Here is an 18,504-nt window from a genome sequence, read left to right as displayed (position 1 = left end):
GTGCAGGACGACACAGCAATCAGGAGATACCCATGAGACTCAGTAAAGGTCTAATGATTTCGGCCATTGCCCTCGCGAGCGTTCTCACGTTGAGCGGATGTACCGATTCCGCCCAGACGCCCGAGGCCGCACCGGTCGAGGAAACGGTCGAGTTCGAAGCCGGCACCGCCATGGCCGCATTGAACGAGGCCGGGACGATCACCATCGGCACCAAGTTCGACCAGCCGCTGTTCGGCCTCAAAGGCCCGGACAACAACCCGGTCGGCTTCGACGTCGAGATCGGCAAGCTCATCGCCGCGAAACTCGGCATCCCCGCCGACAAGATCAAGTGGACCGAGACCGTCTCGGCCAACCGCGAGCCCTTCCTCCAGAACGGCCAGGTTGACCTCGTCGTCGCGACCTACACGATCAACGACACCCGCAAGGAGGTCGTCGACTTCGCCGGACCGTACTACCAGGCCGGCCAGGACCTGCTTGTGCTCGCCGGCAACCCCGACAAGATCACCGGCCCGGAAGATCTCGCCGGCAAGCCCGTCTGCACCGTAAGCGGCTCGACGTCGGAGAAGAACATCGCCGCGTACACGGACAACGTGATCGCGACCGACACGTACTCCAACTGCTTGGGCCCGCTCCGCAGCGGCGAGGTTGTCGCCGTGACCACGGACAACGTCATCCTGGCCGGCCTCGCCGACCAGAACGCCGGTGAGTTCGAGGTTGTCGACAACCCCTTCACCAAGGAGCCCTACGGCATCGGCCTGAAGAAGGACGACACCGAATTCCGCACCTTCATCAACGATGTGCTCGATGAGGCGTACGAGGATGGCACGTGGGCCGAAGCCTGGGAAGCGACCGCCGGTACCGTGCTCGAGACCCCGACCCCGCCGGCAGTCGACCGGTACTAGTCGCCGAAAGCAGCACCTGCTGATCGGGGCGGCCGCGCCGCACGCGGCCGCCTCGACCAGCACCTTTCCCCGGGCACCCGCACGACCCACCCGCACGACATTCAGATAGTCACTACAGAAGAGGAGGTGAGTTGTGGACGCAGTCATCGAAAACCTGCCCCTGTTTCTGGAGGGCTTCAGGAATACGTTGGGCCTTCTGCTTCTGGCCGGCACGGGAGCGCTCGTGCTCGGCATCATCATCGCTGCCATGCGCATCTCGCCCGTCGCATCCCTGCGCGGATTCGCCACCGTCTACACCGAGATTGTGCGCAACACCCCGCTCACGCTGGTGCTGTTCTTCTGCGCCTACATCCTGCCCTACCTCCAGTTCAGCCCAGGCTACTTCGTGCTCGCCACGATCGGACTGACCGTCTACACCTCGCCGTTCGTCGCCGAAGCCCTGCGCTCGGGCGTCAACGGTGTGCACGTGGGTCAGGCCGAGGCCGCCCGCAGCGTGGGTCTGACCTTCACGCAGACCCTCTCGTTCGTCGTCATGCCCCAGGCGGTGCGCATGGTCATCCCGCCGCTCATCAATGTGTTCATCGCCCTGACGAAGAACACCTCGGTCGCCGGCGCCTTCTTCGTCTTCGAACTTTTCGGCGCCGCCCGTAAGATCACCAACGATCGCGGCGATGAGGTGCTCGCGATCTTGCTCGCCGTGGCAGTCTTCTACCTCCTGGTCACCATCTCGCTCGGCCTGATCGCCGGGCGGGTCGAGAAGAAGGTGGCGGTTCTCCGATGACTTCCGTGCTCTACGACGCTCCGGGCCCCAAGGCCATCTTCCGTTCCCGGCTGTTCTCCGTGGTGGCCGGCCTCGTCATCGCCGCCGGCCTGGTCTGGCTGATCCTGGCGCTGGGTGCGCCCAAAACCAGCGCCAACGGCGCCGTTCAGCCGGGCCTTTGGGACGTCTCCCGGTGGGACGTCTTCGCCGACCGCGAGGTCTGGCGCACGCTCGGCCGCGGAGCGCTGAACACTCTCCGAATGGCCGGCGTCGCCGCCGCATTCGCCCTGGTGCTCGGTGTGCTGTTCTCTTTCGGGCGCGTCTCCGACACTAAATGGATTCGGATCCCGACCACGGTCCTGCTCGAATTCGTGCGCGGCATGCCCGTGCTGCTGATGATGCTCTTCATCCTCCTCGTCTTCTCCACCGGCTCCTTCTGGGCCGGTGTCGCCGCCCTCTCCGTCTATAACGGCGCGATCATCGGCGAGGCGCTGCGGGCCGGTATCAAAAGCCTGCCTCGCGGCCAGCGCGAGGCCGGGCTGGCCATCGGGCTCACCCCCGTGGCGACCCGGTTCCGGATCGAGTTCCCGCAGGCGTTCCGGCAGATGCTGCCGATCATCATCGCGCAACTCGTCGTGCTCCTCAAGGACACGTCCCTGGCGTTCGTGGTCGGCTACGAGGAGCTCCTCCGCAGCGGGCTGTACAACCTGACGAACTTCTTCGGCAGCCGGTACTCCTTCTCCTTCTTCCTCGTCGTGCTCGCGATCTACCTGACGATGAACCTGCTGCTCTCCTGGCTGGCCCGCGTCATCGCCCGCCGCACCGGCTCCAAGTCCGGCGGCGTCACCACGGACACGAAGGCGCCACCTGAGAAGCCCCTCGATCCCGAGGTGGTCTACCCCGCTGCGCTCGGCAACCAGATGGGCGCCCGGGGGCTCTAGCGGCACTAAACTTGTGCCTTGTGTCTGACCCCACTGAGATCTCCGAACCAGTCGTGAGCGCGGCCGTCGACGCCGCACTCGCCGCCATTGACGCCGCGAACGACTCCGCGGCCCTGAAAACCGTGCGCACCGCGCACACCGGCGAGGCCTCCCCGCTGGCCCGGCTCAACGCGCTGATGCGCAGCGTGCCGGGCAACCAGAAGGCCACCGCCGGCAAGCTCCTCGGCCAGGCCCGCGGTGCCGTCGCCCAGGCGTTCGCCGCCCGCGAGGCCGCGATCACCAAGGCTGAGGCAACCGCTCAGCTTGCGGCCGAAACGGTCGACGTGACCGCGGCGGCCTCCACCTGGAGGCCCGGCGCGCGGCATCCGCTCACCCTGTTGCAGGAGCGCGTCGCGGATGTCTTCGTCGGCATGGGCTGGGAGGTCGCCGAGGGCCCCGAGCTCGAGAGCGAGTGGTTCAACTTCGACGCCCTCAATTTCGACGAGGACCACCCGGCCCGCGCCATGCAGGACACCTTCTTCATCGACCCGCCCGAGGCGCACCTGGTGCTGCGCACCCACACCTCTCCGGTGCAGCTGCGTGCCCTGTTGTCGCGCGAACTGCCCGTCTACGTCGTCGCGCCCGGCCGGGTGTTCCGCACCGACGAGCTTGACGCCACGCACACGCCCGTGTTCCACCAGATCGAGGGCATCGCCGTCGACAAGGGTCTGACCATGGCGCACCTGCGCGGCACCCTCAACCACTTCGTGCAGGCCATGTTCGGCCCCGAGGCGAAGGTGCGCCTGCGCCCCAACTACTTCCCGTTCACCGAGCCGAGCGCCGAACTCGACCTGTGGCACCCGACCTTCAAGGACGGCCCCCGCTGGATCGAGTGGGGCGGCTGCGGCATGGTCAACGCCAATGTGTTGCGTTCCGCCGGGATCGACCCGGAGGTCTACTCCGGATTCGCGTTCGGCGTCGGCGTCGAACGGGCCCTGATGTTCCGAAACGATGTGAAGGATATGCACGACATGGTCGAAGGCGACGTCCGGTTCAGCCAGCAGTACGGGATGACCGTCTGATGCGCGTTCCACTGAGCTGGCTGGGCGAGTTCGTCGACCTGGCCCCGGGCGCCACGCCCGAAGACGTGCACGCGGCCCTGGTGAGCGTGGGACTCGAAGAGGAGGAGATCCACCGCTTCGAGCTGACCGGTCCGATCGTGGTCGGCCAGGTGCTCGAGTTCGTCGGCGAAGAGCAGACCAATGGCAAGACCATCAACTGGTGCCAGGTGCGCGTGGCACCGGGGGATGAACTCGCGGCCGATGGCGGCCCGGCCGTGCACGGCATCGTCTGCGGCGCCCACAACTTCGTCGTCGGTGACAAGGTCGTCGTGACCCTGCCCGGCGCCGTGCTGCCCGGCCCGTTCCCGATCGCGCCGCGCACGACCTACGGCCACGTGTCCGACGGCATGATCGCCTCGGCCCGCGAGCTCGGCCTCGGCGACGAGCACGACGGCATCCTGGTGCTCGGCAGCCTCGGGCTCGACCCCGCGATCGGCACGGATGCGATCGCCCTCCTCGGCCTGGACGACACCGCCGTCGAGATCAACGTCACGCCCGACCGGGGCTACGCCTTCTCGATCCGTGGCGTCGCCCGCGAGTACGCGCACGCCACCGGTGCTGCCTTCCGTGACCCGGCGCTCTCCGTCACCGCGGACGCGTCCACGGTCGCCTTCCCGGTCACCATCGCCGATCAGGCCCCGGTCCGCGGTCGCGTCGGCGCGAGCGTGTTCGTCACCCGCGCGGTGCGCGGCGTGGACCCCACCCGGCCGTCTCCGGCCTGGTTGATCGCCCGGCTGAAGCTGGCCGGCATCCGTTCGATTTCGTTGATCGTCGACGTCACGAACTACGTGATGATCGAGCTCGGCCAGCCGATCCACGGCTACGACCTGGACAAGCTGACCGGCGGCATCACCGTGCGCCGCGCGCAGCCGGGCGAGAAGCTCGCCACCCTCGACGACGTCACCCGCACCCTGAACGCCGAAGACTTGCTGATCACCGACGAGTCCGGGCCGATCGGTCTGGCCGGCGTGATGGGCGGTCAGAGCACCGAGATCGGCTCCGCCACCACGAATGTGCTGATCGAGGCCGCGAACTTCGACCCGGTATCGATCGCTCGCACGGCCCGCCGGCACAAGCTTCCCAGCGAGGCATCCCGCAGGTTCGAGCGCGGGGTGGACCCGGCCGTGGCCGCGGTCGCCGCCACCCGCGTCGTTCAGCTGCTGGTCGAGCTCGCCGGGGGAGAGGCCGACGGCCTCGGCTCCCTGCACGACGCCACGCCTGATGCCGAGCCGATCTTCCTGCCGACCGGCTTCATCTCCGGCCTGATCGGACTCGATTACACCCGGGACGAGGTGCGCACCTCGCTGGCCGAGATCGGCGCCTCGCTCGAGGAGACCGAGACCGGGCTGAACGTCACCGCCCCGAGCTGGCGCCCCGACCTGACCGACAAGTGGACCCTGGCCGAGGAGGTCGCCCGCATCGTCGGCTACGACCGGATCCCCTCGGTGCTGCCCATCGCCCCGCCCGGGCGCGGCCTCACCCACGCACAGACCCTGCGCCGCCAGGTGGCGCAGACCCTCGCCGCCACCGGCCACACCGAGGTGCTCGCGTACCCGTTCGTGGCGGAGAAGTCGAACAACTCGTTCGGGCGGCCCGTCGGCCCGAATGTGCCGCAGATCCGGGTCGCCAACCCCCTCGACGGAGAGGCGCCGTTCCTGCGCACGTCGATCCTGCCCGGGCTGCTGCAGATCGCACACCGCAACCGCTCGCGCGGCCTCACCGACCTGGCCGTCTTCGAACTGGGCCTGGTGTTCCGGCCGGTGGTGGACATCCGTTACGGCGGCTCCGTCGTGCCGCCCGGCGCGGTGCGCCCGAGCGTGCAGTTGGAGGCCGAGCTCAACGCGGGCATCCCCCCGCAGCCCCTGTCGGTGGCGGTGGTGCTGACCGGCTCCGTCGTGCGGCACCAGCCGGGGCAGCCCGCCGTGGCCGCAGGGTGGCAGCACGCCCTCGCCGCGGTGCAGCAGGTCGCGCTGGCCGCCGGCGTTCCGATCATGGTTCGCCAGGGTTCGCACCAGGCGATGCACCCCGGCCGCACCGCCGAGCTGTTCGTGACGACGGATGCCGGCATGACCTCGGTCGGCTACGCCGGCGAACTGCTGCCCAGCATCGCCCGCGACGCGGACCTGCCCGCGGTCGTCGCGGTTGCCGAGATCGACCTGACCGCCGTGTTCGCTGAGGCCGGCGCCGAGCTGCGCGCCACCCCGATCGCCACGATGCCGGCCGCCACACAGGACCTGTCCCTCGTGGTCGACGCCGGCGTGCCGGCCGCTGACGTGCTCCGCACGGTGCTCGAGGGCTGCGGGCCGCTGCTCGACCACGCCGAACTCGTCGACGACTACCGCGGCACGGGCGTGCCGTCCGGGCGCAAGTCACTGACGTTCGCGCTGCGGTTCCGGGCGCCGGAGCGCACCCTCACCGCCAAGGAGGCCAGCGACGCCAAGCTCGCCGGCGTCGCGGTGGCCGCCGCCCGCTTCGGGGCCACTCTCCGCGAGTAGCGCGGGCTGGCGCCCGCTCCGCGCGCCGAGTGTCGCCCGTTCTGCCGAGAGTCACCGCCCGGGCGGCGATTATCTGCGCGAACGGCGATTCTCGGCGCGCGGGACGGCGCGCTAAGTTGGGAACATGTCTTTTTCGGTGGCGGTGGCAGGTGCGAGTGGCTACGCGGGCGGTGAATTGTTGCGTCTGCTCGCCGGGCACCCCGACTTCGAGGTGCGCACGGTCACGGCGCACAGCACTGCCGGGCGGCGTCTGATCGACGCCCAGCCGCACCTGCGCTCGCTCGCGCACCTCACCCTGGTCGACACGACGCCCGAAACCCTCGCCGGGCACGATGTGGTGTTCCTCGCCCTGCCCCATGGGGCATCCGGTGCCCTCACCGCGCACCTTTCCGCCGACACGCTAGTCGTGGACTGCGGTGCCGACCACCGGCTCGAAAGTGAGAGCGACTGGGCGGCGTTCTACGGGGGCGACTACTTCGGCGCCTGGACCTACGGCGTGCCCGAGCTCCCGGTGGCCGGCGGCACGCAGCGCTCCCGGTTGGCCGGCTCCCGGCGCGTCGCCGCCCCCGGCTGCAACGCGAGCACGGTGGCGTTGGCGCTGGCGCCGGGCATCCGTGCCGGGGTGATCGAGCCCGAAGACTTGGCCGCAGTGCTCGCGGTCGGACCCTCCGGCGCCGGCAAGAGCCTGACGCTGCCGAACCTCGCAAGCGAGATCCTCGGCTCCGCGAACCCCTACGCGGTCGGCGGCGTGCACCGCCATATCCCCGAAATCCAGCAGAGCCTGCGCTGGGCCGGGGCCTCGAACCCGACCATCTCATTCACCCCGGTGATCGTGCCGATGTCGCGGGGCATCCTCTGCACCGCGACGGCCCGTCTCGTGCCCGGTACATCCGGCGCCGCGGTGCGCGCCGCCTGGGAAGCGACCTACGCCGACGAACCGTTCGTGCATGTGCTGCCGGAGGGCCGATTCCCGCGCACGAGCGATGTGCTCGGCGCCAACACCGCGCTGATCGGCCTCGCCGTCGACGAGGCCGTGGGCCGCGTCGTGACGATCACCGCCGTCGACAATCTCACCAAGGGCACCGCCGGTGCCGCCATCCAGTCCGCCAACCTGGCGCTGGGACTGCCCGAAACCACGGGCCTGAGCACGAATGGAGTTGCCCCATGAGTGTCACCGCCCCCGCCGGGTTTGCCGCTGCCGGCGTCACGGCCGGCCTGAAACAGTCCGGCGGGCTCGACCTCGCCGTCGTGCAGAACCTCGGCCCGCTCACCAGCGCGGCCAGCGTTTTCACCAGTAACCGGTGCAAGGCGAACCCGGTGCTCTGGAGCGAGCAGGTCATGAAGGGCGGCCGGGTCAAGGCCGTCGTGCTCAACTCGGGCGGCGCGAACTGCTACACCGGCAGCATCGGCTTCCAGACCACGCACGCCACCGCCGAGGCCGTCGCCGACCGCTTGGAGATCTCCGCCGGCGAGGTGTTGGTCTGTTCCACAGGCCTGATCGGCGAACAGCTCGACCTCGGCACGATCACCGCCGGCGTGTGGGACGCGACCCTCGCGCTGCAGGGTGAGAAGGCCACCTCCGACGCCGCCGGCCTGGCCGCGGCTCAGGCGATCATGACCACCGACACCACACCCAAGCAGACCGTGCTCGTTTCCGACACCGGCTGGACCATCGGCGGCATGGCCAAGGGCGCCGGCATGCTCGCGCCTGGCCTGGCCACCATGCTCGTGGTGCTGACCACCGACGCCGTGCTCGACTCCGAGCAGCTGGACGTGGCCCTCCGTCAGGCCACCCGGGTCACGTTCGACCGCCTCGACTCCGACGGCTGCATGTCCACCAACGACACTGTCACCCTCCTCGGCTCCGGGGCGAGCGGGGTCACCGCCGACCTGGCCGAATTCACGGATGCCCTCATCGCCATCTGCCAGGACCTCACCCTGCAGCTGCAGGCCGACGCCGAAGGGTCCGCCCACGACGTCGCCATCACGGTGCGGCACGCCGGCACCGAGGCCGACGCCGTCATGGTCGCCCGCGCGGTCTCCCGCAGCAACTTGTTCAAGACCGCGATCTTCGGCAACGACCCGAATTGGGGCCGCGTGCTCGCGGCGGTCGGTACGACGGATGCCGCCTTCGACCCCTACGGCATCGACGTCGCCATCAACGGCGTGCAGGTCTGCACCGCGGGGGAACCCGATCAGCCGCGCGAGCTCGTCGACCTGACCCCCCGCTCGGTCTCCGTACTGATCGACCTGCACGAGGGCGACGAGACGGCCACCATCTGGACCAACGACCTCACCCACGCCTACGTCGAAGAGAACAGCGCGTACTCGAGTTGAACCCGGTCCACGAAACCCCCGGCGACGAGACGACCCCCGGCGACGCGAGGAACAGCCGGGCGGCGGCAGCCGTCAAGGCCGCCACGCTGATTGAGTCGCTGCCCTGGCTCAAGCGGTTCCACGACCAGATCATCGTGGTCAAGTTCGGCGGCAACGCCATGGTCAGCGAGGCGCTGAAGCGTGCGTTCGCCGAAGACATGGTGTACCTGCGTTATGCCGGCATCCGCCCCGTCGTCGTGCACGGCGGCGGCCCGCAGATCTCCGCGATGCTCGACCGCCTCGGCATCGAGAGCGAGTTCCGCGGCGGCTACCGGGTGACCACGCCCGAGGCGATGGACGTCGTGCGGATGGTGCTCACCGGCCAGATCAACCGTGAGCTCGTCAGCCGCATCAACCAGCACGGCCCGCTCTCCGCCGGGCTGTCCGGCGAGGACGCCGGGCTGTTTCAGGGCCGTCGCCGCGGCACCGTCATCGACGGCGACGAGGTCGACCTCGGCCTCGTCGGCGACGTGATCGGCGTCGACCCCGAGGCCGTGCTCGCCCAGCTCGCCGCCGGCCGCATACCGGTCGTCTCCTCGATCGCACCCGACACGGATGTCCCGGGCCAGTCCCTGAACATCAACGCCGACGCCGCCGCCGCCGCCCTCGCGGTCGCGCTCGGCGCCGCCAAACTGGTCATCCTGACCGATGTTGCGGGGCTGTACAGCGACTGGCCCAACCGCGACTCGCTGGTGTCGGTCATCGACGTGGACTCGCTTCGCTCCCTGCTGCCGGGCCTCGAGTCGGGAATGATCCCCAAGATGACGGCCTGCCTCGACGCGGTCGAGGGTGGCGTCGCGAAGGCGGCCATCATCGACGGCCGGGTACCACACTCGATCCTGCTCGAGGTCTTCACCGGCAGCGGGATTGGAACCGAAGTGGTCCCGGCATGAGCGACACGCACCCAGAATCGAGCACTGCACAGATGGCCGACTCCGGCACCCCCGACTGGCGCGAGCGTTTCAGTGCCGCCATGATGCACACGATCGCACCGCCGCTGGCGATGCTCGTGCGCGGGAAGGGGTGCTACGTCTGGGACGACGAGGGAACTAAGTACCTCGACTTCCTCGCCGGAATCGCCGTGAACTCGCTCGGCCACGCGCATCCGGCTCTCGTCGCCGCGGTCACCGACCAGGTCGGCCGGCTTGCCCACGTGTCGAACTACTTCGCGTCGCCACCGCAGCTGGAACTGGCCGAACGGCTCAAGCGCCTCACCGGTGCGGGACAGGCCGGCCGGGTCTACTTCTGCAATTCCGGCGCCGAGGCCAACGAGGCCGCATTCAAGCTGGCCCGACTGAACACCGACGGTGGCAGCCGGACCCGCATCCTCTCCCTGCACGACTCGTTCCACGGCCGCACGATGGGGGCTCTCGCCCTCTCCGGCAAGCCGGCCATGCGCGAGCCGTTCCTGCCGGTCCCCGAGGGGGTCGAGCACATCCACGCCACGCTCGAGGGGCTGGACGCCGCGATCGACGAGACCGTCGCCGCCCTCTTCCTCGAGCCCGTGCAGGGCGAGGCCGGGGTGGTCGACCTGCCCGCTGGGTTCCTGCGCCGCGCCCGCGAACTGTGCACCCGAAACGGCGTGCTGCTCATCCTCGACGAGGTGCAGACCGGCGCCGGCCGCACCGGCGAGTGGTTCGCCTACCAGTACGACGGAATCCAGCCGGATGCGCTCACGCTGGCGAAGGGGATCGGCGGCGGCCTGCCCATCGGCGCCCTCATCACCTTCGGGGCGGCGTCGGAGCTGTTCCAGCGCGGCCAGCACGGCTCGACCTATGCCGGCAACCCGCTCGTCACGGCCGCCGCCAACGCCGTGCTCGGCGCCATCGACGCCGACGGCCTGGTCGCCAACGCCGCGCGGCGCGGCGAGCAGCTGCGGGAGATCCTCGCCGGTTTCGGTTCCCCCCTCATCGGCGAGGTGCGCGGCCGCGGGCTCCTGCTCGGTGTCGGGCTGACCGAACCGGTCGCCACCCGCCTGGCGGCCGCGGCCCAGAGCAACGGCTTGATCGTGAACGCCGCAAACGAGTCCACCATCCGTCTGGCCCCGCCCCTCATCGTCGGCGACGATGAACTGGCCGACTTCGAGCGCCGATTCGGGCTCGCTCTGACCAGCCTCTAGAGTTGAACGATCTATTCCCCAGAAGCGAAAGTGACACCGTGACCCGCCATTTCCTGCGCGACGACGACATCTCACCGGCCGAACAGGCCGAGATCCTCGACCTTGCCCTGGAACTCAAGCGTGACCGATTCGCGGTCAAGCCTCTGGCCGGCCCGCAGACCGTGGCTGTCATCTTCGACAAGTCATCGACCCGCACCCGGGTCTCCTTCGCCGTGGGGATCGCCGACCTCGGCGGCAGCCCGCTGATCATCAGCACGGCGAACAGCCAGCTCGGTGGCAAGGAAACCGCCTCCGACACGGCCCGCGTGCTCGAGCGCCAGGTGGCCGCGATCGTCTGGCGCACCTACGGCCAGGCCGGACTCGAGGAGATGGCCCTCGGCACCACGGTGCCCGTCGTCAATGCGCTGTCCGATGACTTCCACCCCTGCCAATTGCTCGCCGACCTGCTCACCATCCGTGAGCACCGCGGCGACCTGGCCGGTCAGACCCTCGCGTTCCTCGGCGACGGCGCCTGCAATATGGGCCAGTCCTACCTGCTCGCCGGCGCGACCGCGGGCATGCACGTGCGCATCGCCTCCCCGGTCGGGTACGCGCCCACCGATGCGGTCGTTGCGGACGCCGCGGCGATCGCCCTGCGCACCGGCGGCTCCGTGGAGCTCTTCACCGACCCGGGCGCGGCCGTCACAGGCGTCGACGTGGTCGTCACCGACACCTGGGTGTCGATGGGCAAGGAAGAGGAGAAGGCCACCCGCCTGGGTGACCTCAGTCGCTACCGTGTGGACACCGCCCTGATGGCGCTCGCGAAGCCCGACGCGCACTTCCTGCACTGTCTGCCGGCTGACCGAGGTTACGAGGTGACCGCCGACGTCATCGACGGCGAGCAGAGCATCATCTGGGACGAGGCAGAAAATCGCCTGCATGCCCAGAAGGCGCTGCTCGTCTGGCTGCTCACCCACAACAGCGCCTAACGCCCCGGCGGGCGTCAGAGCGTGACCGTAAACTTGAACAGATCGAATTCTTAGGGAGAACCATGGCTGAACGCGTTGTGCTGGCATATTCGGGCGGACTCGATACCTCGGTTGGCATCGGCTGGTTGAAGGATGCGACCGGCAAAGAGGTCGTGGCCCTCGCCATCGACGTGGGACAGAGCGGCGAGGATATGGACGTCATCCGCCAGCGCGCCCTGGACTGCGGTGCCGTCGAGTCCATCGTCGTCGACGCGAAGGACGAGTTCGCCAGCGATTACGTCGTGCCGGCCCTCAAGGCCAACGCGCTCTACCAGAAGCGTTATCCGCTGGTCTCCGCGCTCAGCCGCCCGCTGATCGCCAAGTACCTCGCCTCCACGGCCAAGGAGCTCGGCGCGAACAGCGTCGCGCACGGCTGCACCGGCAAGGGCAACGACCAGGTGCGCTTCGAGGCCGCCGTCGCCGCCCTCGCGCCCGAGCTCACCTCGCTCGCCCCGGTGCGCGACTTCGCCCTCACCCGGGACAAAGCCATCGAATACGCGGCGCTGCACAACCTGCCCATCGCACAGTCGAAGAAGAGCCCCTACTCGATCGACCAGAACGTCTACGGCCGTGCGGTCGAGACCGGCTTCCTCGAAGACCCGTGGAACGCCCCGATCGAAGACCTCTACACCTACACGCAGGACCCGGCCGTGACTCGCGAGCCCACCGAGGTCGTCATCAGCTTCGACCAGGGTGTTCCCGTCGCGATCGACGGCGTCGCCGTCACGCCGCTGCGGGCCATCGAAATGATGAACCTCCTCGCCGGCAACCAGGGCGTCGGACGCATCGACATCGTCGAGGACCGCCTCGTCGGCATCAAGAGCCGCGAGGTCTACGAGGCCCCCGCCGGCATCGCCCTGATCGCCGCGCACGAAGAGCTCGAGAACATGACCGTCGAACGCGACCTGGCCCGCTACAAGCGCTCGGTCGAATCGAAGTGGGCGGAACTCGTCTACGACGGCCTCTGGTTCTCCGGCCTCAAGCGGGCCCTCGACGTGTTCATCGATGAGACGCAGAAGCACGTGACCGGCGACATCCGTTTGAAGATGCACGCCGGCTCCGCCGTCGTCACCGGGCGGAAGTCGTCGAAGAGCCTCTACGACTTCAACCTCGCCACCTACGACACCGGGGACACTTTCGACCAGTCCATGGCCAAGGGTTTTATCGAGCTGTGGTCGCTGCCGAGCAAGATCTCGGCTCGCCGCGACCTCGCCGGCAAGTAGGGCCGACGTGGCTGGCGACAAAGACACGACCGAGAACCGCGCGGGCAAGGCGGGCGCCCTCTGGGGCGGCCGCTTCGCCGGGGGACCGTCACCGGAACTGGCGAAGCTGAGCAAGTCGACCCAGTTCGACTGGCCGCTGGCTCCCTACGACATCCGCGGCTCCCAGGCCCACGCGCGGGCCCTGGCCGCGGCCGGTTACCTGACGGAACCGGAACTTGTCGCCATGATCGCCGGCCTCGACACCCTGATGCAGGCCGTGCTCGACGAGGGCTTCCTGCCGGAAGAATCCGACGAGGATGTGCATTCGGCCCTGGAACGAGGCCTGATCGACATCGTCGGCGTCGAACTCGGCGGCAAGCTGCGCGCCGGCCGCAGCCGCAACGACCAGGTCGCCACCCTGGTGCGGATGCTGCTCCGCGACAAGGCGCAGGGGATCTCCGCCCACGTGATCGACCTGATCGACGCCCTGGCGTCGCAGGCCGAGGCGAACGCCGACGCCATCATGCCGGGCCGCACGCACCTGCAGCACGCCCAACCGGTGCTGCTTGCCCATCACCTGTTCGCGCACTGCTGGCCGCTCGTGCGCGACCTCGAGCGGTTCACCGACTGGAACACGCGCGCCGACTTCTCGCCCTATGGGTCGGGTGCCCTGGCCGGCAACACGCTCGGCCTCGACGCCAACCTGGTGGCGGCCGACCTCGGCTTCAGCGCCGTGGTCGAGAACTCGATCGACGGCACCGCGAGCCGCGACCTGGTCGCCGAGTTCGCGTACATCACCGCCCAGATCGGTATCGACCTGTCCCGTCTGGCCGAGGAGATCATCCTCTGGAATACCCGCGAGTTCGGTTTCGTCACCCTCGACGACTCCTACTCCACCGGCTCGTCGATCATGCCGCAGAAGAAGAACCCGGACATCGCCGAGCTGGCCCGCGGCAAGTCGGGGCGCCTGATCGGCAACCTGACCGGTCTGCTGACCACTCTCAAGGGGTTGCCGCTCGCCTACAACCGCGACCTGCAGGAAGACAAGGAGCCCGTCTTCGACTCGATCGAGACGCTCGAGGTGCTCCTGCCGGCCTTCAGCGGAATGATCGCGACCCTGACCTTCCACACCGAACGGATGGCCGAGCTCGCCCCCCAGGGATTCTCCCTGGCCACCGACGTCGCCGAGTGGCTCGTCAAGCAGCAGGTCACGTTCCGGGACGCGCACGAAATCACGGGTTCGCTGGTGAAGTTCGCGGAGCGGAACGGGCTCGACCTGCACGAGGTGGACGACGTCGCGCTGCTCGCGCTGTCGCCGCACCTCACGCCGGACGTGCGCGAGGTACTCACCATCACCGGTTCGGTGTCCCGCCGCGACGGCCAGGGCGGGACCGCCCCGGTGCGCGTGGCCGAGCAGCGCGCGGCGCTCGTCACCCGGGTGCGCGCGCTGGCAGCTGCGCTCGGCAGGTGACACTCGCCGACGGCATCCTGGCGCGACCGGCGGTTGAGGTCGGGCCACGGTTGTTGGGCGCGCTGCTCGGCCGCGCCGGGGTGCGCCTGCGCATCACCGAGGTGGAGGCCTACCTCGGGCCGGGGCTCGACCCCGGCTCGCACGCCTTCCGTGGCCAGACCCGGCGGAACGCGTCGATGTTCGGCCCGAGCGGCCACCTCTACGCGTACTTCAGCTACGGCATGCACGTCTGTGCGAACATCGTCTGCTCGCCGGGCGGCGAGGCGTCCGCCGTGCTGCTGCGCGCCGGCGAGATCGTCGACGGTGTCGCCGAGGCACGGATGCGCCGCCCCACCTCACGCAGCGACCGCGACCTGGCGCGCGGCCCGGCCCGGCTCACGCTGGCGCTCGGCATCGGGCTGGGAGACGACGGTGCGAACCTCGGTGAGGCACCGTTCACGCTGACCCTGCCTCCCCAACCGGTCGCTTTCCGCAGCGGACCCCGCACCGGGGTGGGCGGAGCCGGCGGGGGAGCGGAGTATCCGTGGCGATTCTGGATCCCGGGCGACGCGTCGGTGTCGCCGTACCGGCGGCATCCGAAGCTGGGCGCTGAGCCCGACTCTCGCTAGCCCCGCGCCGTCGACAGGCGCGGGCCGTCACCGGGGCCCGCGCTGCGGCATCCGGCGTCACGCAATCACGGAGATTTTCGGGAAACGCGGGCTTCGGTGGCGTGCCGACCGGCGTGGCGCGAAAAACTCCGAGGTGACGTCAGCGCGATCGGCAGGGATGTCCCGGGTCGCGCGGGAGGTTCGGGTCTCCGGGGCCCGTCAAGCTCGACCGCCGACCGCCGACCGCCGACCGCCGACCGCCGACCGCCGACCGCCGACCGCCGACCGGCGCCTACGTCAGGGCGATCTGCACCAGGGCGGCGCACGCGCACGCCCAGATCAGGCTCGCCAGCGTGCCGATGATGAACCGCTCCCGGGCCTCGGCCGTGGCCAGCTCGGTGAACCGACCGACGCCCTTGATCGCCACGACGACCGCGATGGCTTCCGGGAAGCCCGCCAGGATCGCTCCGGCCACGGCGAGGCGCTCCAGGATTCCGATCATCAATCCACCGCGCAGCACCTCGTGCACGAAAGCGCCGTGCGTTCCGGCCGTCCCCTCTGCATCGGGTGCACCCGTGGCAGCCGGTGCAGCCGGTGCATCCGGCGCGCCGGCATCAACCCCGGACGCGCGGCCCGGCTCCGGCGTCACGGGCGCACCGCCGTTCTCGACCAGGATCCCGCCATGCTGGCCCTGGGGCACGGAGTTGTTCGTGGCCAGCCTCAGCGTAAGCAGCGCCGCCGGGCCGCCGCCGACCACGGCGAGACCGAGGGCCACCATGCCGAGGAGCACGCCCGACACGGTCGCGCCTCCGGGCGAGGGGAGGGCGGCGATCATCAGGGCCGCAGCGAGGGCGCCGCCGGAGATTGCGGCGAACTGCGGCTTCTGGCGCCGGAACGCGAGAATGGCGAAGACCAGCGATCCGGTGGTGACGACCAGAAGGGACAACCAGTAGAGGTAGGCAACGATCGGGAAGGACGAGGAGATCATGCGGCAGGGTCCGTTTCGGTCGTGGCGTGCTCGAGGTTCTCCAGCAGCCTAACGAGTGCGGGCTGGGCGGACTGGTCGACCCTCCAGAGGGCGACTCGGATGCGCTGGCTGACGGCGGCGGGGGAAACGCCGAGCTCGGCGGCGATCTCGACCTGGGACATCCCGCTCGCCAGCAGGTCGATGGCCGCCCAACCCTCCTGCGAGCGACGCTGGCGAAGGAGCAGCAGATTGGTGATGAGCGCTTCCACCCCGTCGGCGTCGAGCAGCGGAGCAGTACGGCCAGCAGTACGGCCAGCGGCCGGATCAACCTCGAGACTGAACCTGGCCTCGGCCTTCTTTGCCCGCGTCACGGCCGCCCGCGCCGCGACGAACGCACCGCCGGAGGCCTGCCGGGTTGTTTCTGGAAGAGGGGTGCGCACCTCGCCGATGCCGAGCCCGATGCTCCAATGGCCCGCGCGATGCAGTGAGAGAACGGCGGCAAGGGCCGAGCCGGCGTCGGGCAGCAGTAGCTGGATCTCATCGCCGGAGGTCTGGTCGGGCGGCAGCGTGAACGCCGGGCCGTACGCGGCCACGAGCTCGGCGATCATCTCGCCGGCCCGATCGCGATCGTTGCGGCTGTCGACCTGATCGGCTGTGATGACGAACATGGGCGGGTCCTCCGACGGAATTGGCGGGCTGATATGAAGCCTCCACGGTGAATCTACATTAATTCACCCTATAGGCTTAATATCTTCCGATCAAGGTGTGGTCCCGAATTCCCGGGCAGCGAGTCGGGCGCTGATATCCTTGGCTCGTGTCAGATCCAGCCATCCTCACCCTGCAAGCCAACGACCCGACCTTCGACGACGTCTGGGAGGAGATCTCCTGGCGAGGCCTGGTGCAGGTGTCCACCGACACCACCGAACTGCGTGAGCTGCTCGCCGGCCCGCCGGTCACGTTCTACTGCGGCTTCGACCCGACCGCCCCGAGCCTGCACCTCGGCAACCTCGTGCAGCTGCTGCTCATGCGCCGGCTGCAGCTGGCCGGGCATAAGCCCCTCGGCCTGGTCGGCGGGTCCACCGGACTGATCGGTGACCCGCGCCCCACGGCCGAACGCACCCTGAACTCTCGGGATGTCGTCGGCGAGTGGGTGGGCTACCTCCAGGCCCAGGTCTCGCGCTTTCTGAGCTCGGAGGGCGACAACGCCGTCACCCTGGTGAACAACCTGGACTGGACCGCCCCGCTCAGCGCCATCGACTTCCTGCGCGACATCGGCAAGTACTTCCGGGTCGGCAGCATGCTCAAGAAGGATGCCGTGAGCGCCCGGCTGAATTCCGACGCCGGCATCAGCTACACCGAGTTCAGTTACCAGGTACTGCAGGGGATGGACTTCCTCGAGCTCTTCCGCACGTCCGGCTGCGTGCTGCAGACCGGAGGTAGCGACCAGTGGGGCAACCTCACCAGCGGTATCGACCTCATCCGCAAGGCGGAGGGGAAGGGCGCCCACGCCATCGGCACCCCGTTGATCACCAACAGTGACGGCACCAAATTCGGCAAGAGCGAGGGCAACGCGGTCTGGCTCGACCCCACCCTCACCAGCCCGTACGCGTTCTACCAGTTCTGGCTCAACACCGACGATGCCGATGTCATCAACCGGCTGAAGGTGTTCACCTTCCTCACCCGGGCCGACATCGAGGAGCTCGAGAGTGCCGTGGCGACCGAACCGTTCAAACGCCTCGCCCAGCGCACGCTCGCCGTGTCGGTGACAAGCCTCGTTCACGGGCGTGCCGCAACGGATGCCGCCATCCAGGCCGCGCATGCCCTCTTCGGCCAGGGTGAACTCTCCGATCTCGACGAAGCCACCCTCGAAGCCGCCCTGCGGGAACTCCCGAACACCACCACCGCCCCGCACGCCCCCGTGGTGCAGCTGCTGGTCGACACCGGACTCAGCATGAGTCTGAGCGAAGCCCGCCGTGCCATCAGCCAGGGTGGGGTCTACCTCAACAACGTGAAGGTGCTGAGCGACGACCAAACCATCGAGGGGGCCGTTCTTCCCGGGGGAGTCGCCGTGCTCCGCCGCGGGAAGAAGACCCTGGCCGGCGTTTTCGTCGTCTGATTCAGAGCCGGATACCGCCCGGTCGTTCCGCCCCGTTGGGGCGTGACACGCCCGGGCGGTTGCTGGTTTTGACGGCCCGGTGTGACGGCCGTAATGTATTCAAACGTACCCCACAGGTGCGGAAAGCCGCTGAGCTTCCCGGCCTCATGTGGGACCACAGTTTTAGCTTCGTCTCATGCTTGTTCCTGTTTCAGGTGAGTGTGGGGGAGGCCTAAGATGGTAACTCTCTCCGGCTGCGTGTCTGGTCTGGTGGGTGGTTGTTCGAGTCGCTTTGGTGCACTCGGAATCGGCTGCTTTCCGTGATTTGACAGGGTGTGGCCGGGCAGCTAAGTTATACAAGTTGCCTCGAAGCGACAGCCCGTTATGGGGCTTGAAGTCGAGTGCGTCCGATCCTTGAGAACTCAACAGCGTGCACAATGTCAAATGCCAAAAACCTCGTGGTTTGGATCCGTTTCTAGCGG

At 68.8% G+C, this 18,504-nt stretch carries 16 protein-coding genes; 14 read left to right on the top strand and 2 right to left on the bottom strand.

Features of this window, described 5'->3' with window-relative positions:
- Positions 1-32: 32 nt before the first annotated feature.
- The 13 genes from E3O62_RS09385 to E3O62_RS09325 all read left to right on the top strand — a co-directional run bounded on the left by E3O62_RS09385 (position 33) and on the right by E3O62_RS09325 (position 14,981).
- The gene (locus E3O62_RS09385) at positions 33-902 is read left to right on the top strand and encodes a glutamate ABC transporter substrate-binding protein (RefSeq protein WP_134394597.1); all 870 of its coding nucleotides are present in this window, start codon (positions 33-35) and stop codon (positions 900-902) included.
- A 133-nt stretch (positions 903-1,035) separates the two neighbouring features.
- Complete coding sequence (locus tag E3O62_RS09380; RefSeq protein ID WP_134394595.1) at positions 1,036-1,683, top strand: amino acid ABC transporter permease; 648 nt, start codon at positions 1,036-1,038, stop codon at positions 1,681-1,683.
- Positions 1,680-2,603 carry an amino acid ABC transporter permease gene (locus E3O62_RS09375; RefSeq protein ID WP_134394593.1) on the top strand — a complete coding sequence of 308 codons (924 nt, stop codon included), beginning with the start codon at positions 1,680-1,682 and terminating at the stop codon, positions 2,601-2,603. Before E3O62_RS09380 ends, E3O62_RS09375 begins: the two co-directional genes overlap by 4 nt.
- A gap of 20 nt (positions 2,604-2,623) precedes the next feature.
- Positions 2,624-3,664 (top strand): phenylalanine--tRNA ligase subunit alpha, encoded by a 1,041-nt coding sequence (gene pheS, locus E3O62_RS09370; protein ID WP_134398327.1) that lies wholly within the window; start codon positions 2,624-2,626, stop codon positions 3,662-3,664.
- A complete protein-coding gene (pheT, locus tag E3O62_RS09365; protein ID WP_134398326.1) occupies positions 3,664-6,198 on the top strand; it encodes a phenylalanine--tRNA ligase subunit beta in 2,535 nt (844 codons plus the stop codon). The genes pheS and pheT overlap by 1 nt, the downstream gene beginning before the upstream one ends.
- 124 nt (positions 6,199-6,322) lie before the next feature.
- The gene (gene argC / locus E3O62_RS09360) at positions 6,323-7,366 is read left to right on the top strand and encodes an N-acetyl-gamma-glutamyl-phosphate reductase (protein ID WP_134394588.1); all 1,044 of its coding nucleotides are present in this window, start codon (positions 6,323-6,325) and stop codon (positions 7,364-7,366) included.
- Complete coding sequence (argJ, locus tag E3O62_RS09355) at positions 7,363-8,535, top strand: bifunctional glutamate N-acetyltransferase/amino-acid acetyltransferase ArgJ (RefSeq protein WP_134398325.1); 1,173 nt, start codon at positions 7,363-7,365, stop codon at positions 8,533-8,535. Before argC ends, argJ begins: the two co-directional genes overlap by 4 nt.
- Positions 8,536-8,621: 86 nt before the next feature.
- Positions 8,622-9,467, top strand: a complete 846-nt coding sequence (argB, locus tag E3O62_RS09350) for an acetylglutamate kinase (RefSeq protein ID WP_370448907.1) — start codon at positions 8,622-8,624, stop codon at positions 9,465-9,467.
- On the top strand, positions 9,464-10,693 hold the full coding sequence (locus tag E3O62_RS09345; protein ID WP_134398323.1) for an acetylornithine transaminase: 1,230 nt from the start codon (positions 9,464-9,466) through the stop codon (positions 10,691-10,693). The genes argB and E3O62_RS09345 overlap by 4 nt, the downstream gene beginning before the upstream one ends.
- 38 nt (positions 10,694-10,731) lie before the next feature.
- On the top strand, positions 10,732-11,661 hold the full coding sequence (argF, locus tag E3O62_RS09340) for an ornithine carbamoyltransferase (RefSeq protein WP_134394581.1): 930 nt from the start codon (positions 10,732-10,734) through the stop codon (positions 11,659-11,661).
- A gap of 62 nt (positions 11,662-11,723) precedes the next feature.
- Positions 11,724-12,923, top strand: a complete 1,200-nt coding sequence (locus E3O62_RS09335) for an argininosuccinate synthase (protein WP_134394580.1) — start codon at positions 11,724-11,726, stop codon at positions 12,921-12,923.
- 7 nt (positions 12,924-12,930) lie between these two features.
- A complete protein-coding gene (gene argH, locus E3O62_RS09330; protein WP_134394579.1) occupies positions 12,931-14,373 on the top strand; it encodes an argininosuccinate lyase in 1,443 nt (480 codons plus the stop codon).
- Entirely contained in the window at positions 14,370-14,981 is a 612-nt protein-coding gene (locus tag E3O62_RS09325) for a DNA-3-methyladenine glycosylase (protein WP_134398322.1), read from the top strand. The genes argH and E3O62_RS09325 overlap by 4 nt, the downstream gene beginning before the upstream one ends.
- A 271-nt stretch (positions 14,982-15,252) precedes the next feature.
- Here the strand turns inward: E3O62_RS09325 and E3O62_RS09320 are convergent, their stop codons facing one another.
- Both E3O62_RS09320 and E3O62_RS09315 read right to left on the bottom strand, forming a co-directional pair.
- Positions 15,253-15,948: a hypothetical protein gene (locus E3O62_RS09320; protein WP_134398321.1), complete on the bottom strand. Its 696-nt coding sequence runs from the start codon at positions 15,946-15,948 to the stop codon at positions 15,253-15,255.
- Positions 15,945-16,595 (bottom strand): DNA-binding protein, encoded by a 651-nt coding sequence (locus tag E3O62_RS09315; protein WP_134394576.1) that lies wholly within the window; start codon positions 16,593-16,595, stop codon positions 15,945-15,947. Before E3O62_RS09315 ends, E3O62_RS09320 begins: the two co-directional genes overlap by 4 nt.
- A gap of 146 nt (positions 16,596-16,741) precedes the next feature.
- Here E3O62_RS09315 and tyrS point away from each other — a divergent pair, with 146 nt between their 5' ends.
- The gene (gene tyrS, locus E3O62_RS09310) at positions 16,742-18,043 is read left to right on the top strand and encodes a tyrosine--tRNA ligase (protein WP_134394575.1); all 1,302 of its coding nucleotides are present in this window, start codon (positions 16,742-16,744) and stop codon (positions 18,041-18,043) included.
- The last annotated feature ends 461 nt before the right edge of the window (positions 18,044-18,504 follow it).

The sequence above is a fragment of the Cryobacterium sp. TMT2-15-1 genome (genome assembly GCF_004402345.1).
Classification (GTDB): Bacteria; Actinomycetota; Actinomycetes; order Actinomycetales; family Microbacteriaceae; genus Cryobacterium; species Cryobacterium sandaracinum.
Note: the sequence above shows the minus strand (reverse complement) of the source record. Positions and strands in the feature narration are given on the sequence as shown.